Consider the following 17,917-nt stretch of genomic DNA (forward strand, 5'->3'; position numbering starts at 1 on the left):
TTACCTTTACAAAAAATTAATTAAATGATAATGTTATTAAAAAGTATGGAGGTGAACCGGTGTACATAATAAAATAAATGGTGAACCTGATTATGGTGATTCAAGATTGAGTCTCTTGCGTCAAGTAAACCGGTTAACAATTTATCATTCTAGTTTCCTTTCAATTAAAATTTTTCAGAAGTTCCTCATGAACCTACATAAGAAAAACTTGCAGCAAGTTTAAAAAAGCAAGAACCGCATCTTTCCCATCTTTCTATTGTTGTTGACATACGAGAGATGCTAAAAACGGAAAGTGAACCGGTCAACTAAACGTTTTTTCAAAGTGGATCATAATCTCTGTCACCTAAGAACAGCTATAGCAAGGTAAGTTGACCGGTTAACAATCTGCGATGATTCTGTTTTCAAAGAAATCTATTCATTAAAAAAATTATTAAATTAGTAAAGATGGTGAAAAACATGGCGATCATTAAGGTTTTTGATCTAACTATAGAATTCCCAGGCGTAAAGGCTTTAAATGAGGTAACACTTGAAATAGAAGAAGGTCAGGTGGTGGCACTTTGTGGAGAAAACGGTGCTGGTAAGTCAACTTTGGGGAAAATTATTGCTGGTGTCAATCCATACGGTACCTATCAGGGTAAAGTTCTTTTCAAAGGCTCGGAGATAATATTCTCATCAACTTTAGATGCCGAGAAGAAGGGGATTGCTATCATTCATCAAGAATTGAATTTATTCAATGAGATGACGGTTGCCGAAAATATTTTCATTAGCAACATGCCCAACAAAGGAGGGGTTATAGATTTTCAAGTGTTGAATGAACAAGCTAGGGAACTTCTTGAAAAAATTAATTTAACCATTGATCCAAGAACTAAGGTTAAAGATTTAACGGTAAGTAAAAGGCAAATGGTTGAAATAGCAAAAGCGATTGCTAAAAATCCTAAAGTATTGATCTTCGATGAAGCAACCAGTTCTTTGACGAATAATGAAGTTTCTACCCTGTATGACATTATTAATGCCTTGAGAAAACAAGGTACAACAATGATTTATGTCTCCCATAAATTAAATGAAATTTTTGATATTTGTGATTCAGTCGTTATCTTGAAAGACGGGAAATATGTAAATTCAGCCCGCGTGAAAGATATCACCAAAGATGACATTATCCGATGGACGGTAGGCAGGGAGCTCGAGGATTTGTATCCCCCCAAGCGAAGCGCTAATATCCAGAGTGAAGTCCTTTTGAAAGTAGAGGATTGGAGTGTATTTGATCCGCAAGGGACGGGCAAAAGGCTTGTGGATGATATCTCTTTTAGCGTGAGAAAAGGAGAAATCCTTGGGATTTATGGACTGGTAGGTGCTGGGAGAACAGAACTTGTCGAATCCATTTTTCAAGGCCGAGATGGAAGCTATTCAGGGAAAATGTTTTTGGATGGTAAACCGGTCAACATAAAAAATCCTGCACATGCAATTGAAAATGGGATTGCTTTAATTACGGAGGATCGGAAGAAAACGGGTTTGGTTCTGGGGTTAAGTGTGGAGAGCAATGTATCGCTCGCCTCATTAAAGCAAGTTGCCAATAAAATGGGTGTCATTGATAAACAACAAGAAGATGAAAGAGTGCGGTCAATGGTTACAAACCTTCGTATTAAAGTGCCTGATGTCAAACACTTGGTAAAAAATTTATCCGGTGGAAACCAACAAAAAGTGGTGTTGGGAAAATGGCTCTTAACGAAACCTAGATTCTTGATTCTCGATGAACCTACCAGGGGGATTGATGTGGGGGCGAAATCAGAGATTTATAAGATTATGAGGAACTTAGCAGATGAGGGAATTTCTATAATCATGGTCTCATCCGAGCTTCCTGAAATTCTAGGAGTAAGTGACCGTATCCTGGTCATGAAGGACGGAAAGATAACCGGTGAAGTACTTCAGGGAAAAGCTGATGAGGAAGCGTTAGTTCGTTACGCAATGGGAGGAGTTCAACATGTATCGTAAAATTGAAGTGGACCAAATTCCACAAACTTATAGCGATAATCGTGGTAAGCGGATTCATACCATTAATTGGAAAAATTATACATCATTAGCTGGTTTAGTTCTTTTAATTATTATTTCATCAATTATGAGTCCTACATTTTTGTCCCCATTTAATATTGTCAATGTAGCTTCACAGATTGCAGCGCCTGGTGTTTTAGCCATCGGGATGACGTTGATCATTTTAACTGCTGGAATTGATTTGTCAGTTGGTAGTTTGATAGCTCTTACAGGAGTTGTATTAGCACTGGCGACTCCGGTTGTCGGTTGGCCAATGGCCTTATTGCTTACCATAATCGTTTCTATCACAATCGGATTGTTACATGGGCTGGTCATTACAAAATTAAATGTTCCACCTTTCATTGTCACGTTAGCCGGTCTCACCGGATACAAAGGATTGGCTTTGATTTTGACTGGAGCGGCATCGGTTCCTATCAAAGAGAGTGCCTTAAACTACTTGGGAGCAGGTAGAATCGATGGCATGACTTCATACATTATCTCAATCATTATAAGTGGATTAATCCTCGTAAATTATTTGAGATCCTTCAGAAAATATGAAGCAAGTGAAAAAATTAAAAAATTAGTAGTAAATTTGGTATCCATAGCGTGCTTGTTATTTTTTGGTTATCTCGTTTTTCAGGTGGGAGGAATACCTGTACAAGTTCTTGGATTTGTTCTGATCTTTGCAGTAGTTTGGTTTGTTCTAAACAAAACCATTTTTGGCCGTGAAATCTATGCCATTGGGGGAAACCCTGAGGCAGCGAAATTAGCGGGTGTGAAAGTTAACCGGGGGTTAGTGATTGTTTACTCTATTATGGGACTCCTATCCGCCATAGCAGGAATCATGGTTGCGACTAGGCTGGGCTCAGGAACCCCGCAAGTTGGAAACTTAGGTGAATTGGATGCTATTGCAGCAGTTGTTATTGGTGGTACGAGTTTAATGGGAGGGGTCGGTAAACTAGGAGGAACGATTATTGGTGTTATTCTCATAGGAATATTAAACAATTTATTATCGCTACTGAATATTACCGCGGATATGCAGATGATTTTCAAGGGTGCCATTATTTTGGGCGCCGTAATTTTGGATGGAAAACTTAGTAAAAAATAGGTAACTATTTTTAGGAAGTGGGTCAATAGGAGTTAATGAATAAGTTTGATTAACAATTCTAGTATTTTCTTTTTTTAAAAAAAACGGGGGTGTACCATGAAAAAATCTAGACTAGTCTTTTTAAGTTTTTTAATCGGATGTATGTTAATCATTGCAAGTGCTTGCGGGAACAAACAAGAGGCAAGTAGCGGAAAAGTCGAATCTGGCAATGGTGGAAAGAAAATTGTAATCGGTGTTACGAATACTACTTTAAAGTCACCCGTGTATCAAATTATGAAAGAGAAAGCGGAAAAGAAAGCAAAAGAACTTGGGGCAGAGGTAATTTGGCAAAGCGCAGAAAATGATCCTGCCACTCAGGCCAACCAAGTGCAAAACTTCATCGCTCAAGGCGTAAGTGTCATTGTTATTGAGCCGGCTGATGCAAATACTTCAAAAGAGCAGGTGGCCCGTGCAAAACAAGCGAAGATCCCAGTAATAAATTTAGAGGATCTAATTATGGGAACGACGACAGATTTAAGAATCGTGGCTGACAGCGAGAAGGTGGGCGAGATGCAAGTTGATAGTTTTTTGAAAGAGTGGGGGGATAAACCTGCCAATGTGATCGTCATTTCCGGAGCTAAAGGAAATGAAGGTGCGGAAACGATCACCAAAGGAGAATTTAATATTATTAACCAACACAAAAATTTAAAAGTAGTTGCGAACCAGTATATCGCAAACTGGGACACGCAGTTAGCCATGAATATGATGGAAAATGTATTAGTAAAGCAAAATAACGATATTCAAGCAGTATTTGCCAATAATGACGGAATGCTCACTGGTGCCCTAAAAGCTGCAAAAAATAATGGTGTATTAAATAATATTCTCTTCTATGGTGGTGACAATGATCAAAATATAGTAGAAGAAATCATAAAAGGAACTCCAGTAACGACAATAGATAAAGGCGCTTCACTGCAAGGAAATAGGCTGGCTGAAGCAGCAGTGAAATTAGCCAAAGGCGAAAAACCAACGTATGACAAGATCGTTGACGGTACACCTGTTTGGTACACTCCGATTTCGATTGTCAATAAAGATAACCTTGATGTTGCCAAAGAGAAGTACCCGGAATTATTCAAGTAGTCATGAATGAACTGCTACTTTAGCGGTTCGTTTTTGAAGCGCTTAGTGCGCTATCTCTAGGTGAGAATACTGAATAGAATCTAAAGAATTTGAGGATGTCTTAAATGAAGATTGGTATTTGTCAATGGTCCTTACCTATCGATGGACCCCATGCATGTAAACTAGCTGCTCAGTTAGGAATTGATGGTATACAATTAGATATTGGTGGATATGAAAGAGGATTTCCTCTTTCTAGAAAAATTGTTCAGGAATCTTATTTAGAGCTTGGTGACCAATATGGTGTGAGCTTTCCTTCAATCGCTGTGAATGAGACATCAAATTGGAGCATGACCACTCCCAAGAATTCACAAGAACATCAAATTATTATGACAGCAATTACGAAAGCAATTGAAACAGCAGAAATAATGAACATCCCACTAGTGATGATTCCAAGTTTTGAAGCGAGTGACATCAAAAATGAATTTGATTTTCAGCGCAGCATTGAAACATTACAAGATGCTTGTGACTATGCCAAGGATCTGGGAATTACGATTGCTACCGAAAATCTGTTGTCAATTGATGAAATGTTTAGATTATTTAATGGAGTAAATCGTTCCAATTTAAAGCTTTATTTTGATACTCAGAATCACTATTTAAGTAAGGGATACGATATTCCTGAAATGATAGAAAAGCTAGGGTCACTATTTTGTAATGAAATTCATGTGAAAGATGGAAGATACGGCTATGTGAGTGGTTCATTGCTTGGTGAAGGAGATTCAGGATTTTTTAGGTCGATGGAAGTTTTGAAAAAAATCGGATATTCGGGTTGGATAAATATTGAGAACTACTATGATCAATTGCCTTTAAGCTTAGAGAATGATAATCCCGTTGAACTTATCAAAAAGGATATAGAGACTTTGAAATCTACTATAAATGAAGTTGAAATAAAATATTAACAAAAAATTAATGAGATTCCTTTTAGACAAAACGTTTATGAAAAGGGGAAATATAATGGATTTAAAAAGTAAATCTGTCATCGTAACAGGTGGAGGTAAAGGGATTGGGAAGGGAATTGCTCTGGCTTTTGCCCGTCATGGTGCGGATATTATGGTTTGTGACCTCAATATGGAAACAGCCGAAAATACAGCCAAGGAAATTGAGGCACTTGGAAGGAAAGCGCTCTCATTCAAGATGGATGTAACAAATGAAGAAGATACAAAAAGAATGGCAAAAGCAGCTGTTGAGTATTTTGGTAAAATTGATGTACTGTGCAACAATGCCGGTATTGTCAAAATGAGCCTTATCGAGGAAACCGAACTTAAGGATTGGGAACTTCAGTTTGCTATTAACTGTCGAGGAGTATTCCTCTGCTCTAAAGCTGTAATTCCCTTCATGAAAAAGCAAGGAAGTGGTAGGATCATTAACACTGCATCTCAAGCAGGTAAAACCGGGCTACCGTTGGTAACCACGTATTGTGCGACAAAAGCTGCTGTCATCCTATTTACTAAAGGTCTAGCAATGGAGTTAGCGCCTTATAATATCTTGGTAAATAGTGTATGCCCTGGTTCGGTCAATACGGATATGACAGCACAAGAAGCGATATGGGCAGCAGAAAAACTGGGTGGAACTCCAGCATCACACATACAAAAATGGAAGGATGCTATCCCACTAAATCGTCTTGCGGAGGCAGAAGACATTGCGAGGGTGGTAGTTTTCCTTGCTTCAGACTACAGCAGCTACATGACAGGCCAAGCTATTAATGTCACTGGTGGTCAGACCATGCATTAACAAATCGAAAATCAGTATATATTAATGTGATTCTAGTTACATCATACCACCATCCGGAAGGTTCTGTATTTTCCATTTACGAACCGTCTATTTGGTGGTTCTTTTTTAGTCATTACTCTAATGCTGTGAGTAAAATAAATATGACCTAAGGGAATGGTCTGATCAATAATGACCAGGGATATATAATATAAAAAAAAGCAGGACAACATGGATTCTGCTTTTCTTTTTAAACCATTACTTACAATCTCAACTCCCACAGAGCGAAAATAGATCAATATCCACCATTAACCTATTTTTAATGTTCGCAGTAGGTTATTTACTTAAGATTACAAGAAACATTTATATGAATGTTTATAAAAATCATGTAGACTTCCTTACTAAAAGTTCAATGGGAAGGTCAATGTTTGCAGGGTCAGACGTTCCTTGTTCAATTACATTTAAAATAGTTTGAGCCGAAAGGACGCCTTTATTAAATACATTTTGACCAATTGTCGTCAAACTGGGCAATGAATAACGACTAATGACTAGGTCGTCAAAGCCAACGATGGCATAATCTTCTGGAACTTTTTTTCCATGCTCTTGAAGTGCTTTACTAATTCCAACGGCTAGAATATCTGAAGTTGCAAAAATACCTGTTACCTTGTCCCCAAATTCTAATAGTTTTCTCCCCATTTGAAAGCCAACCTCATAAAAACTACCTTGACCATCAAATAATAGATCCTCATTCAAAGGAAGATTACTTTCCTGTAGTGCTTTCATATACCCATGAAGGCGTTTTTCATCTACTGAGATTTTATTTAAAGCATGTCCCATAAAACCAATACATGTATGACCCTTATCAATTAAATGTTTTGTGGCAATATATCCACCCATTTCATCATCAATTCTAATATTTGGATAGCCTTCCCCGTGTTTTTCATAATTATCTATTAAAACAATCGGTATATTTAACGTTTTTATTACGTTATATATACTCTCAGGAAATAAACCTAAAAAAATGAGACCGTCTAAATTCCTTTTTTGAACCCAATTTTTGCATTCAACCGGACCCATCATGCTAGAAATGAGAAGGTCATAATTCTGGTTCTTAAAGACATACTCCATTCCACCTAAAATTTCAGTATAGTAATGATTTTCCCTGAAAATAGGGGCAAGAGATTTATCAAATGAAGGAATGACAACGCCTATAATATTTGATTTTTTCTTGGTTAAGCTGATTGCAGTGAAGTCAGGTTGGTAATTAAGCTCTTTAATTGCTTCTAATACTCTTTCTTTTGTTTCTTCGGAAGTTTTATTTATACCGTTAAGAATGTTAGAAACAGTTGTCCGTGAAACACCTGAGTATGCTGCTACATCGCGAATAGTAACTTTTTTTTTCATTTTCTCATACTTCCTCCGTTGACCGGTTAACTCACTATTTAAATTATATAGATTGATTCATTTTAATGCAATAATATACGCCTGTATAAAATTAATTTTCTAAATAAAATAAATTATCTCAATATTTTCTTTACAAAAAAATAATAGGATGTTATTTTTATTTTAACCTCTTGTTGACCGGTCAACAAAGAACAGTGAACTTAATAACTGGTGTTGTTAGTTTGAGTCTTTTGTGTTAGGTGAACCGGTTGACAAAAAAATTAATCTCAATTGGCATACATAAAAAAACAGGAGGATAAAAGAAATGGAAATGCACTATGACATCATTATCATCGGTACTGGCGCAGGTGGTGGGACTTTAGCTTACGCATTAAAAGATAGTGGATTAAAAGTTCTAATTTTAGAACGTGGCGATTATATACCGCAGGAACCAGAAAATTGGAATACGAAAGCTGTCTTTACGGATAAGCGCTATAGAGCAAAAGAACACTGGTACGACGAACAAGGAAAGCCATTCTCGCCAGGAACTAATTATTGTGTAGGAGGGAATACAAAAGTTTATGGTGCTGTTATGTATCGATTGCGAAAGGAAGACTTTAAAGCGCTTGAGCATGAAGGAGGAAAGATTTCTCCAGCTTGGCCGATAGAATATGAGGACTTAGAACCTTATTATGCTCGTGCTGAAAAATTGTATTGGGTACATGGGAAGACAGGGGAGGATCTAACTGACCCACCAAGGTCTGCACCCTTCCCTTATCCAGAAATTCCGCATGAACCAGTATTAGAAAAAATTGCGTCAAGACTAAAGAAACAAGGACTTAACCCTTCGCATCTTCCTATGGCTGTTAACTTTCATGCTGAAGGGAATTGCATTCGCTGTAAAACCTGTGATGGATTTCCATGCAATATTCATGCTAAAGGTGATGCCGATGTGTGCTGTATACGACCGGCACTTCAATCTCCCAGTATTACGATGATTACAAATGCTTATGCCCGCCGAATATTGACCGATGAAACTGGAAATCGTGCCACTGCAGTTGAATATGAGAAGGATGGAAAGGTATATACAGTGAATGGTGAAACGATTGTTTCTGCATGTGGTGCTATAAATTCAGCTGCTTTACTTCTCCGTTCAGCGAATGCTAAACATCCTGATGGACTAGCCAATCAATCAGGTTTGGTTGGTCGTAATTACATGATGCATATTAACACAGCAATTATTGCTCTAGAGCCCAAAGAAAACTCGACTGTTTTTCAAAAAACATTTGCTCTTAACGATTTTTATTTTGGCAGCCCTACGTTCCCATATCCTATGGGGAATGTCCAAATGCTTGGGAAGCTACAAGGTTCCATGATGAAAGATAAATTGCCGCTTATCCCTTCTCCAATTTTTAATGGTATTGCAAAGCGAAGTATAGATTTTTTAGTGATGTCCGAGGATTTACCCGACAGAGAAAACCGTGTAACTGTAACAAAAGACGGTAAAATTAAAGTTCGGTATAGAGTAAATAACATGAATGCTCATAAAGAGTTAATTAAAGAGACAAAAAAAATGCTTAGAAAAACTGGATATCCCATCTTAGCGGCTCAGCCAATGGGGGGGATTGAAACAAATTCCCATCAGTGTGGTACGATTCGTTTTGGTCATGATCCTGCCACCTCTGTCCTTGACCAATACTGCCAGGCTCATACAGTTCAAAACTTATATGTTATGGATGCATCGTTTTTTCCGTCATCAGCGGCGGTTAATCCAGTTCTGACTATTGTTGCACAAGCATTACGGGTTGGGGATCATCTACTTAAACAAAAGACCCTATTACCAGTTGGTGAAAGTATGTTTGAGTTAAAGTAGGATAGTAGAAACGATCTAATCATGTAAATCATTGAAGAGTAAAGTATATAAATCTCTTCCAAGTAGAATTGAATGAAAAGATTCTTGTGCAATGCTAGGTGGTCTATGATCTTGGGCAACTTACTTTTTCTTGAAGATGTCCAAGACCGCGCTTCTACCAACATCGGAATGTGGATGCAAGTGTACTAGTAATCAAGGATGAATGCATGTAAGTTACGTAATGAAATGAAGGGAAGTGAGAAGAATGAGTCATTTTTCGACTGCGAGAAATTTGAAAGCGGATTCAATTTTGGAGGCCAGAACAGAGAAAATAGGTGTGATGGAGAAGGTAAGCTTCGGATTAGGAGATACTGCTTCAAATTTTATTTGGGGTATGACCACGAGTTATTTACTTTTTTTCTACACCAATGTTTACGGTATATCAGCAGCTGCAGTGGGAACCTTGTTTTTGGTTACAAGAATACTTGATGCCATTTCTAATCCAGTGATGGGTGTTATAGTGGACAGGACCAAAAGTAAACATGGAAAAGCTAGGCCTTATTTGCTTTACCTGTCCATACCACTTGGAGTTTTAAGCGTGTTAACCTTTATTACACCGGATCTCTCATCATATTCTGGAAAATTAATCTATGCATATGTAACATATTTTTTACTAGGAATCTGTTATACAGCGGTCAATCTTCCTTATGGTTCAATGCTGACAATGATGACAAGGGATACGAATGAAAAGCAAAAATTAGGTAGTTATCGAACGATGGGAATGGGACTAGGTGCTACCATTGTAGCTTTTTGTACCTTGCCATTAGTTGACCTTTTAGGAAATGGAAATCAACGGTTAGGGTTTCCTCTTGTAATGGCCGTATATTCTATCCTCGGTACATTCATGTTTTTCCTTGTTTTTAAAAACTGTAAAGAACGCTATACAGAGTATAAAAAAGTAGGAGAGAAGCATGAAACAGGGAAACAAGTAATGAATATGTTTAAAAATAAACCGTGGGTATTGCTTGCTTTTAGCTGCTTAATGCAGTACTTAGGAATAGGCGCAGTGTCTAGTATCGTTATCTATTATGCACAGTATGTTCTCCAAGTACCTGCAATGGCTACAGTTTTATTGGTAGTGGTCAATGGAGGCAACTTCCTCGGAGGTCTAATTGCAAGCCCTATTTTAAAAAGATTTGGAAATAGAAATGGAAATCTTCTCACGCTTGGAGGAGCTCTATCATCCTTTATTCTTTTAGTCTTCTTTGGAAAACAAGTTATTCTGTTTACTATTTTGATGCTTATCACCTACATTTTAATGGGAGTGAGTTTTGCTGCAATTTATGCGATGTTGGGTGATACAGTTGATTATCAAGAGTGGAAATTTGGGAAGAAAAGTGAAAGTTTACTTTACTCTTCATATAGCTTCGCTTCCTTATTTGGTATCGCACTAGGCTCTGCACTTGTAGGATATGCATTAGGTTGGGGAGGGTACGATCCGAACGCAATTACGGATGGAGCACGAAGCATGATCTCTATTGTCCTGTTTACTAGTGGTATTTTATTTACAGCACTTCAGATCCTTCCACTCCTGTTCTATAAGCTGGACAGATATCATGGACAAATTCTTAGCGAATTAAATAATAGGAGACCCGTATAGCGGAAGCCTCAATAAGTAATTCATTGTTAAAGGAAGAGCGTTAACAGCTTTTTGAGAAGTAAAATAGGAATTGTTATGTGTGATTGTAGTCTGATTATTTTCATGCGTCCAATTATCATAATTAACTAAATCGTCTAAAAATATTAATTGTTTAGAAAACCATCTTTACAAAAAATTATTTAAATGTTAGCTTTATTAGTAAGCATATTAAGAGTAAGAAATCATCACTTTCCGTAAAACAAAAGTGGAAAGTGATCCAGTAAGAGGTGCTTCAATTTTAAACCTCTTATGTTAAGTGAACCGGTCAACAAAGAAAAAATGATTTGTTACACTCTGAAAGGTGAACCGGTTAACAAAAACAAAAAAGGGAGAAAAATGATGAGCAAATCAACCGATATGGTAAAAAATGAACTCGAAAAATTGGGTAATAATGAAAGTAATCGTGAAACATTAACAGGTAGTCAAATTATTGCAAAGGCTTTAAAAAATTATGGAATCCCTTATGTTGCAGGTATTCCTGGTCACGGAAGCTGGACGCTAATGGATGCTTTTCATCAGGAAGGTTGTGAAATCCCTTTTATCCAAGTAATGCACGAGCAAAGTGCAGTTCATCTTGCCGATGGATATTACCGTGCTTCGGGAAAACCGATGGCTGCTATGACTTCCGTTGGTCCTGGTGCAACAAATACGATAATTGGATTGGCCACAGCTTATGCTGACTCGACACCAACCATTCTGCTTACTGGTGGAATCGGAACCCATATGCGTGGTCACGGATGCATGCAGGAATTGGATCGTTACCATTCTAACGATTTTCCACGTGTTACCGAGGGGGTAACCAAGCGAAATTGGGAAGTCAGCCGGGTTGATGAGCTTCCCTTTGTTATGCACCGTGCCTTTAACGCTATGTTGAGTGGGAGACCAGGTCCTGTGCATATAGAGGTTCCAATGGACGTTCAAGCTGAGAGTGCAAAGGTTGAAATTCATGAACTTAAGAAAAGAATGCCGATGGGAAGACCTCATCCTGATCCAGAGGCAATCGAAGCTGCAGCACGGTTATTGTTATCTTCCGAACGACCAGTAATTGTTGTCGGTGGTGGTGCCATCACTGCAGAAGCTTCATCTGAAGTGCGTCAGCTAGCAGAAGTCGTTGGTGCAGCTGTAGTAACAACATGGAACGGAAAAGGAGCAATGCGAGAAGATCATCCTCTATTTGCAGGGGCAATTGGCCATACTGGAACAACAAGTGGCAACTACCTAGCAGCAAATGCAGATGTAGTCATATCGGTCGGGTGCCGATTTACTGATAGTTCTTCTTCAAGTTATGTAAAGGGTGTAACATATTCTTTCCCTCCGGCTAAGCTTATTCACATTGATATTGATCCACAGGAGATCGGAAAGAACTATCCAACCGAAGTAGGGATTGTAGCAGATGCTAAGTTTGCTCTTCAAGAACTATTGGCAATCATAACGCCAGAACAGGCAGAGGAAATAAATGAACGTCGTGGCAGTTATCACCTTGAGATTGAACAGAAAAAGGAAGAGTGGGAACAAAAACTTGCTCCTCGCCGTGATAGTGATAAATCACCGATGACCCAACAACGTGTAGTAGCAGAATTACGCAAAGTGCTTCCTCGTGATGGAATTGTAGCTGCAGGTTCAGGTAACTGTGAAAGTGTAATTAAACAAGGATTTCCTTTATACGAACCACGTACTTATATTCACTCAGGAAGCTGGTCTCCAATGGGCTGGGCTGTTCCAGCATCTCTTGGAGCAAAATTAGCAAGGCCAGATAAAAAAGTAGTGTGTGTCGTTGGTGATGGAGATTTTATGCAGTCATTACCTGAGATTGCTGTGGCAGTTATGCACAATATTCCTGTTGTTTTCTTAATTTTAAACAACATGGGTTATATGTCTATTCGCGGTGGCCAGCGCAAATTGACCACTCGACATATTGGTGCTGAATTTAGTCTGAAAAATGGGGAGCCATACACTCCAAATTTCGCTGAAGTAGCTAAGAATTTCGGACTCCAGTCTTGGAGAGCAGAAACACCAGATGAAGTAGCAAAAGCATTAGCAAAAGCATTAGAAGCTGATGGGCCTACACTAGTAGAGGCAATAACCTCAAGGGATGCAGCAGGTCCATTTACTCCAGGTTGGTGGGACTTCCCGGTAGCAGAATACATGGATGAAGAGCGTCGAGATGACTATGCGAAGCATCGATCTCTTCAACAACATCTATAAGTCTATTTGATTTATCAGGAGGGAAAACCAATGAGTAGAAAAAAAGCATTAGTACTACATGGAGGATGGAAATGGCATTATCCAAATGAATTGGCTGAATTAACTGCTAATCGTCTACTTGAAGGATATGAAGTAGAATGTACCGACGATGTGAGTATCCTAGAATCAAATCGTTTACATGAATTTGATGTTATGATCCCTATCTGGACTGCTGATCGAATCAGTATTATGCAAGAACAGTCAATCGTTAAAGCTGTTGAGCGAGGGGTAGGATTAGTAGGTTGGCATGCTTTAGCTGCAGCTTTTGATAGTGAACATCCTCATAAGTTCTTTAAGATGGTTTTAGGAGGACATGTCCTTGGTCACCCAGGTGATTTTATTGAGTATGAGGTAAATTTTCCAAAAGAAGACCCTTTAACAGAAGGGCTCTCGAGTTTTAAAATTTCCTCCGAACAGTACTATATGCATACAGACCCAGGTAATGATGTAATTGCAACCACCAAAATGGATGGAGCTGAATTTACTTGGTTGAAAGGTAACCCAATGCCGGTTGCTTGGAAGAGGCAATGGGGCAAAGGACGAGTATTCTATCATACACTAGGACATAGCCCTAAAGATTTTGAGATACATGAGGTAATGGAGTTAACTATACGCGGAATACGTTGGGCCACGAGGTAATCTAGCTATGATAATTAATAGGTAGGTTATAAAAAATTGGACTGCCTACACACACATTTGTAAACCCAATTATTTTGCGATCATATCATAATGACTTTAAGAGATGAATCTTAAGAAATTTGGTGGTTCATCTCTTAAGGCAAAAGAGGTACTTCGAAAAGACGTTCACGGTGCTATTAACAATCCTTAAGTCAATGGAGGGCTAAATGGAAACGAATATTATAAGTTTTATTAACCAAGGTGTAGGGTGGTTAAAACTGAACCGTCCTCAGGCACTCAATGCTCTTTCTGCAGAAATGGTAGAGAGTCTATATGCAACTTTAGATATATGGAGAGCAGATCCAAAAGTGTCGTTAATCTGTATTTCAGGAGAAGGAACAAAAGGTTTGTGTGCTGGGGGAGATATGCGATTCTTCTACGATCACCGGAACACTAACGTGGTAGAGTGTGCTCAACGTTTCTTTACTACGGAATATCGGATGGATTTAATGATTCATCAATATCCAAAACCAATCCTTGTTTATATGGATGGAATTGTTATGGGCGGCGGTGTAGGATTATCTGCCGGGGCAAGTGAAAGGATTGTTACAGAAAAAACCAAATGGGCGATGCCGGAAATGGATATCGGTTTCTTCCCTGATGTAGGGGCAAGTTACTTTTTGAATCAAATGCCTGGTCATGTAGGTCGTTATCTTGCGCTTACGGGAGAAACCATACAGGCTCCTGATGTAATTTATGGAGGTGCTGCGAATCGTTATATGAAAAGTACTCTTTGGGAGGAATTCATTAACGAGATTCAAAAGAAAAATTGGAGTTTGCACAATACAAGGAAGCAAATTTGTGAGTTACTAGATTCCTTTTGTTCTCATCAAGGAGAAGAATCTCCTCTATCTGTATTGCAAGCAAAAATAGATAAACACTTTGCCTATGAAACTGTAGAAGAAATTGTGACTTCATTGGGTATGGCAGCTGATTTAGGAGATGATTGGGCATGTAAAACAAAGTCAATCATCCAATCTAAATCTCCAACTTCATTGAAAGTGACTCTAAGCCAATTACAGAAGGGAAAAAACCAGTCACTTACTTCATGTTTAAATATGGAGCTTGCTTTGAGTATGAATTTTATGCAGAATCATGATTTCTATGAAGGGGTCCGTTCTGTGTTGGTTGATAAGGATCGTAATCCGCATTGGAGGCCAAATTCATTAGCTGAGGTAAGTAAAGAGGATGTAGAAAGCTATTTTCATCATAATATTAATGTTTCGAATACTTTACTGTGAACTGAAATGCTAGGAGGGAATTTATGACAGGATTTTCAGAGTTTCGTATGCCTAACCCCGTTTTTTACGGTCAAAATTCTTTAACCCAGCTTGGAGAGCAAGTTGTAGCCTATGGAAAGAAAGTACTCCTGATAAGTGATCGTATAATGGAGAAAATAGGTCATGTTAAAAAATGTGAAAAGATTTTAGAAGATTATGATGTTTCTTGTGTTTCCTACCTGGATGTCAACACGGAACCGACGGATTTGCATATTAATGAAGCACTTCATCTTTGCTTGACAGAGCAATGTGATGTCATTGTGGCGGTAGGCGGAGGCAGTTGCATTGATGCTGCCAAAGCTGTAGCAGTAGTAGCTACAAATGGTGGATATATTGGTGATTATATGGGAGGAAATTCTACAATTAAAGAACACCCTATTCCACTTATTGCCATTCCTACTACGGCTGGAACTGGTTCAGAAGTAACAAATGTTACAGTGATCACTAATACCACGGAAGATATCAAAATGATGATTAAACATCCAGCATTTCTTCCTAATGTAGCTATTGTGGATCCGGTTCTAACAATTTCTACACCTCCCCCAGTTACCGCGGCAACAGGTATTGATGCACTTTGTCATGCAATTGAAGCCTATATATCACGTTTATCACAACCATTAACAGAAGATTTGGCTCTTTCGGCAATAGAAGCTATTATGAATCATTTAAGAGTAGCTTATAAAGATGGAGAGGATTTGAATGCAAGACAAAAAATGGCGATTGCCTCTATGCAAGCTGGCCTTGCTTTTACAAACGCTTCCGTCACGCTAGTTCATGGGATGTCACGTCCAATTGGAGCTTTATTTCATGTGCCGCACGGTATTTCAAATGCTATGTTGCTTCCAGCAGTACTTGAATTTACTAAAGAATCTGCCATCGATGCATTAGCGACAATCGGACGTATTATTTCCCCTGAATTGAAGGCTTTAACAAATGAAGAATTAGCAGATGTAACTATAAATAAGATTAAGCAGCTTTGCTGTGATTTAAATATACCAAATATGAAAACTTGGGGAATTGATGCACATAAATTTCAACAAGTAGTTCATAAAATGGCAACAGATGCTTTAGCAAGCGGCAGCCCCGCAAATAACCCAAAAGTGCCATCCCATCAAGAAATAGTAGATTTATATTACTACTGTTATGATTATGATTTTTTGGTCAGCAAAAATACGATTCAATCATAAAATTTTACGAGCTTATTTAAAAAGGAGAATGCAAAATGTCAACGATTACTAATACAGAAGTAATTAAAAATTATATTGACGGCGAATGGGTGGCATCATCTACAACCAAAACGGAATCTGTATATAATCCAGCTACGGGTGAAATCATTGCCCAAGTATCACTTTCAACAAAAGAAGATGTAGATAAAGCTGTACAAGCAGCTAATGAAGCTTTTAAAGGCTGGTCAAAAATAGCAGTGCCAAAACGTGCACGTATCCTGTTCAAATACCAACAATTACTAGTAGATCATTGGGATGAGTTAGCGAAAATAGTCACAATCGAAAATGGGAAACCCTTTACTGAGGCACATGGAGAAGTACAGCGTGGAATTGAATGTGTGGAATTTGCAGCTGGAGTTCCTACGTTAATGATGGGGAAACAGCTTCCAGATATTGCAACAGGCATTGAGTCTGGTATGTATCGCTATCCAATTGGGGTTATTGGCGGTATTACACCCTTTAATTTCCCAATGATGGTACCGTGTTGGATGTTTCCACTAGCGATTGCTTGCGGCAATACCTTTGTGTTAAAGCCGTCTGAGCGTACACCACTTTTAGCTGCAAGATTAGTAGAATTATTTGAAGAAGCTGGTTTACCAAAAGGAGTACTAAACATCGTCAATGGTGCCCATGATGTTGTAAATGGTCTTCTTGAACATAAATTAGTGAAAGCCATTTCATTTGTTGGCTCACAGCCGGTAGCTGAGTATGTGTATAAAAAAGGAACAGAGAACTTAAAACGAGTTCAAGCGTTGGCCGGTGCGAAAAATCATTCCATTGTGCTGAACGATGCAGATCTAAATATAGCAACGAAACAAATTATTGGTGCAGCCTTCGGTTCAGCTGGTGAGCGTTGCATGGCGGCATCGGTTGTCACTGTGCAAGAAGAAATTGCAGATCAATTAATTGAAAGATTAGTAGAAGAAGCGAACAATATTGTGATTGGTAATGGATTAGAAGAGGATGTATTCTTAGGACCTGTTATTCGCGAGAATCATAAAGAGCGTACGCTTAGCTATATCGAATCAGGTGTGGAAGAAGGCGCTCATTTAGTTCGTGATGGTCGTGAAGATGCAGCTGTGAAAGGGAATGGATACTTTGTTGGACCAACTATCTTCGATAACGTGACACAGGAGATGAAAATCTGGCAAGATGAAATTTTTGCACCCGTATTATCGATTGTGCGTGTCAAGACGCTGAAAGAAGCTATTGATGTGGCCAACAATTCTCGTTTTGCAAACGGTGCTTGTATTTATACAGACAGTGGGGCAAGTGTTCGGGAGTTCCGTGAAAATATAGAGGCCGGTATGCTAGGTGTGAATGTTGGAGTTCCAGCACCGATGGCTTTCTTCCCATTCTCTGGTTGGAAAGACTCATTCTATGGGGATCTTCATGCGAATGGTACAGATGGTATTGAATTCTATACAAGAAAGAAAATGCTCACGGCCCGTTACTAGAAAATTCTTTAGGAAAGTGAATGGGAAGTAAAGATTCCCCTAAAATACAGAGTGTGATTTTTTCTAGCTTACTAGTCTAAAAATCCACTCTGTTTTCAAATTTTTA

General features: G+C 38.5%; 13 protein-coding genes. 12 read left to right on the plus strand and 1 reads right to left on the minus strand.

Features of this window, described 5'->3' with window-relative positions:
• Nucleotides 1-456 precede the first annotated feature (456 nt).
• From ACIQXV_RS00440 to ACIQXV_RS00460, 5 genes are all read left to right on the plus strand, one after another.
• A complete protein-coding gene (locus tag ACIQXV_RS00440) occupies nucleotides 457-1,989 on the plus strand; it encodes a sugar ABC transporter ATP-binding protein (RefSeq protein WP_402954392.1) in 1,533 nt (510 codons plus the stop codon).
• Nucleotides 1,979-3,133, plus strand: coding sequence for a sugar ABC transporter permease (locus tag ACIQXV_RS00445; RefSeq protein ID WP_402954395.1), 1,155 nt, complete (start codon nucleotides 1,979-1,981; stop codon nucleotides 3,131-3,133). Before ACIQXV_RS00440 ends, ACIQXV_RS00445 begins: the two co-directional genes overlap by 11 nt.
• 96 nt (nucleotides 3,134-3,229) lie before the next feature.
• Entirely contained in the window at nucleotides 3,230-4,249 is a 1,020-nt protein-coding gene (locus tag ACIQXV_RS00450) for a substrate-binding domain-containing protein (RefSeq protein WP_402954398.1), read from the plus strand.
• A gap of 104 nt (nucleotides 4,250-4,353) precedes the next feature.
• Nucleotides 4,354-5,184 (plus strand): sugar phosphate isomerase/epimerase family protein, encoded by an 831-nt coding sequence (locus tag ACIQXV_RS00455; protein WP_402954401.1) that lies wholly within the window; start codon nucleotides 4,354-4,356, stop codon nucleotides 5,182-5,184.
• Nucleotides 5,185-5,239: 55 nt separating this feature from the next.
• A complete protein-coding gene (locus tag ACIQXV_RS00460) occupies nucleotides 5,240-6,016 on the plus strand; it encodes an SDR family NAD(P)-dependent oxidoreductase (RefSeq protein ID WP_402954404.1) in 777 nt (258 codons plus the stop codon).
• A gap of 360 nt (nucleotides 6,017-6,376) precedes the next feature.
• Here ACIQXV_RS00460 and ACIQXV_RS00465 read toward each other — a convergent pair whose 3' ends face one another.
• Nucleotides 6,377-7,396, minus strand: coding sequence for a LacI family DNA-binding transcriptional regulator (locus ACIQXV_RS00465; RefSeq protein ID WP_402954406.1), 1,020 nt, complete (start codon nucleotides 7,394-7,396; stop codon nucleotides 6,377-6,379).
• Between the two features lie 304 nt (nucleotides 7,397-7,700).
• On the opposite strand from ACIQXV_RS00465, the gene ACIQXV_RS00470 reads away from it, so the two are divergent.
• The 7 genes from ACIQXV_RS00470 (at nucleotide 7,701) to ACIQXV_RS00500 (ending at nucleotide 17,811) form a co-directional block, all read left to right on the plus strand.
• Nucleotides 7,701-9,248, plus strand: coding sequence for a GMC family oxidoreductase (locus ACIQXV_RS00470; protein WP_402954409.1), 1,548 nt, complete (start codon nucleotides 7,701-7,703; stop codon nucleotides 9,246-9,248).
• A 244-nt stretch (nucleotides 9,249-9,492) separates the two neighbouring features.
• On the plus strand, nucleotides 9,493-10,887 hold the full coding sequence (locus ACIQXV_RS00475; RefSeq protein ID WP_402954411.1) for an MFS transporter: 1,395 nt from the start codon (nucleotides 9,493-9,495) through the stop codon (nucleotides 10,885-10,887).
• A gap of 375 nt (nucleotides 10,888-11,262) precedes the next feature.
• On the plus strand, nucleotides 11,263-13,131 hold the full coding sequence (locus ACIQXV_RS00480; RefSeq protein WP_402954414.1) for a thiamine pyrophosphate-binding protein: 1,869 nt from the start codon (nucleotides 11,263-11,265) through the stop codon (nucleotides 13,129-13,131).
• Between the two features lie 30 nt (nucleotides 13,132-13,161).
• Complete coding sequence (locus ACIQXV_RS00485) at nucleotides 13,162-13,809, plus strand: ThuA domain-containing protein (RefSeq protein ID WP_402954417.1); 648 nt, start codon at nucleotides 13,162-13,164, stop codon at nucleotides 13,807-13,809.
• A 206-nt stretch (nucleotides 13,810-14,015) separates the two neighbouring features.
• Nucleotides 14,016-15,089, plus strand: a complete 1,074-nt coding sequence (locus ACIQXV_RS00490) for an enoyl-CoA hydratase/isomerase family protein (RefSeq protein WP_402954420.1) — start codon at nucleotides 14,016-14,018, stop codon at nucleotides 15,087-15,089.
• A 23-nt stretch (nucleotides 15,090-15,112) separates the two neighbouring features.
• The gene (locus ACIQXV_RS00495) at nucleotides 15,113-16,315 is read left to right on the plus strand and encodes an iron-containing alcohol dehydrogenase (RefSeq protein WP_402954423.1); all 1,203 of its coding nucleotides are present in this window, start codon (nucleotides 15,113-15,115) and stop codon (nucleotides 16,313-16,315) included.
• A 35-nt stretch (nucleotides 16,316-16,350) separates the two neighbouring features.
• The gene (locus ACIQXV_RS00500) at nucleotides 16,351-17,811 is read left to right on the plus strand and encodes a CoA-acylating methylmalonate-semialdehyde dehydrogenase (protein ID WP_402954426.1); all 1,461 of its coding nucleotides are present in this window, start codon (nucleotides 16,351-16,353) and stop codon (nucleotides 17,809-17,811) included.
• Nucleotides 17,812-17,917 lie beyond the last annotated feature (106 nt).

It is taken from the genome of Neobacillus sp. NPDC097160 (assembly GCF_044762155.1).
Classification (GTDB): domain Bacteria; phylum Bacillota; class Bacilli; order Bacillales; family Cytobacillaceae; genus Neobacillus.

Bases quoted from the DNA above. Each gene is read 5' to 3' on its own strand.
- ACIQXV_RS00440 (WP_402954392.1), top strand. From the start codon at position 457: ATGGCGATCATTAAGGTTTTTGATCTAACTATAGAATTCCCAGGCGTA.
- ACIQXV_RS00445 (WP_402954395.1), top strand. From the start codon at position 1,979: ATGTATCGTAAAATTGAAGTGGACCAAATTCCACAAACTTATAGCGAT.
- ACIQXV_RS00450 (WP_402954398.1), top strand. From the start codon at position 3,230: ATGAAAAAATCTAGACTAGTCTTTTTAAGTTTTTTAATCGGATGTATG.
- ACIQXV_RS00455 (WP_402954401.1), top strand. From the start codon at position 4,354: ATGAAGATTGGTATTTGTCAATGGTCCTTACCTATCGATGGACCCCAT.
- ACIQXV_RS00460 (WP_402954404.1), top strand. From the start codon at position 5,240: ATGGATTTAAAAAGTAAATCTGTCATCGTAACAGGTGGAGGTAAAGGG.
- ACIQXV_RS00465 (WP_402954406.1), bottom strand. From the start codon at position 7,396: ATGAAAAAAAAAGTTACTATTCGCGATGTAGCAGCATACTCAGGTGTT.
- ACIQXV_RS00470 (WP_402954409.1), top strand. From the start codon at position 7,701: ATGGAAATGCACTATGACATCATTATCATCGGTACTGGCGCAGGTGGT.
- ACIQXV_RS00475 (WP_402954411.1), top strand. From the start codon at position 9,493: ATGAGTCATTTTTCGACTGCGAGAAATTTGAAAGCGGATTCAATTTTG.
- ACIQXV_RS00480 (WP_402954414.1), top strand. From the start codon at position 11,263: ATGATGAGCAAATCAACCGATATGGTAAAAAATGAACTCGAAAAATTG.
- ACIQXV_RS00485 (WP_402954417.1), top strand. From the start codon at position 13,162: ATGAGTAGAAAAAAAGCATTAGTACTACATGGAGGATGGAAATGGCAT.
- ACIQXV_RS00490 (WP_402954420.1), top strand. From the start codon at position 14,016: ATGGAAACGAATATTATAAGTTTTATTAACCAAGGTGTAGGGTGGTTA.
- ACIQXV_RS00495 (WP_402954423.1), top strand. From the start codon at position 15,113: ATGACAGGATTTTCAGAGTTTCGTATGCCTAACCCCGTTTTTTACGGT.
- ACIQXV_RS00500 (WP_402954426.1), top strand. From the start codon at position 16,351: ATGTCAACGATTACTAATACAGAAGTAATTAAAAATTATATTGACGGC.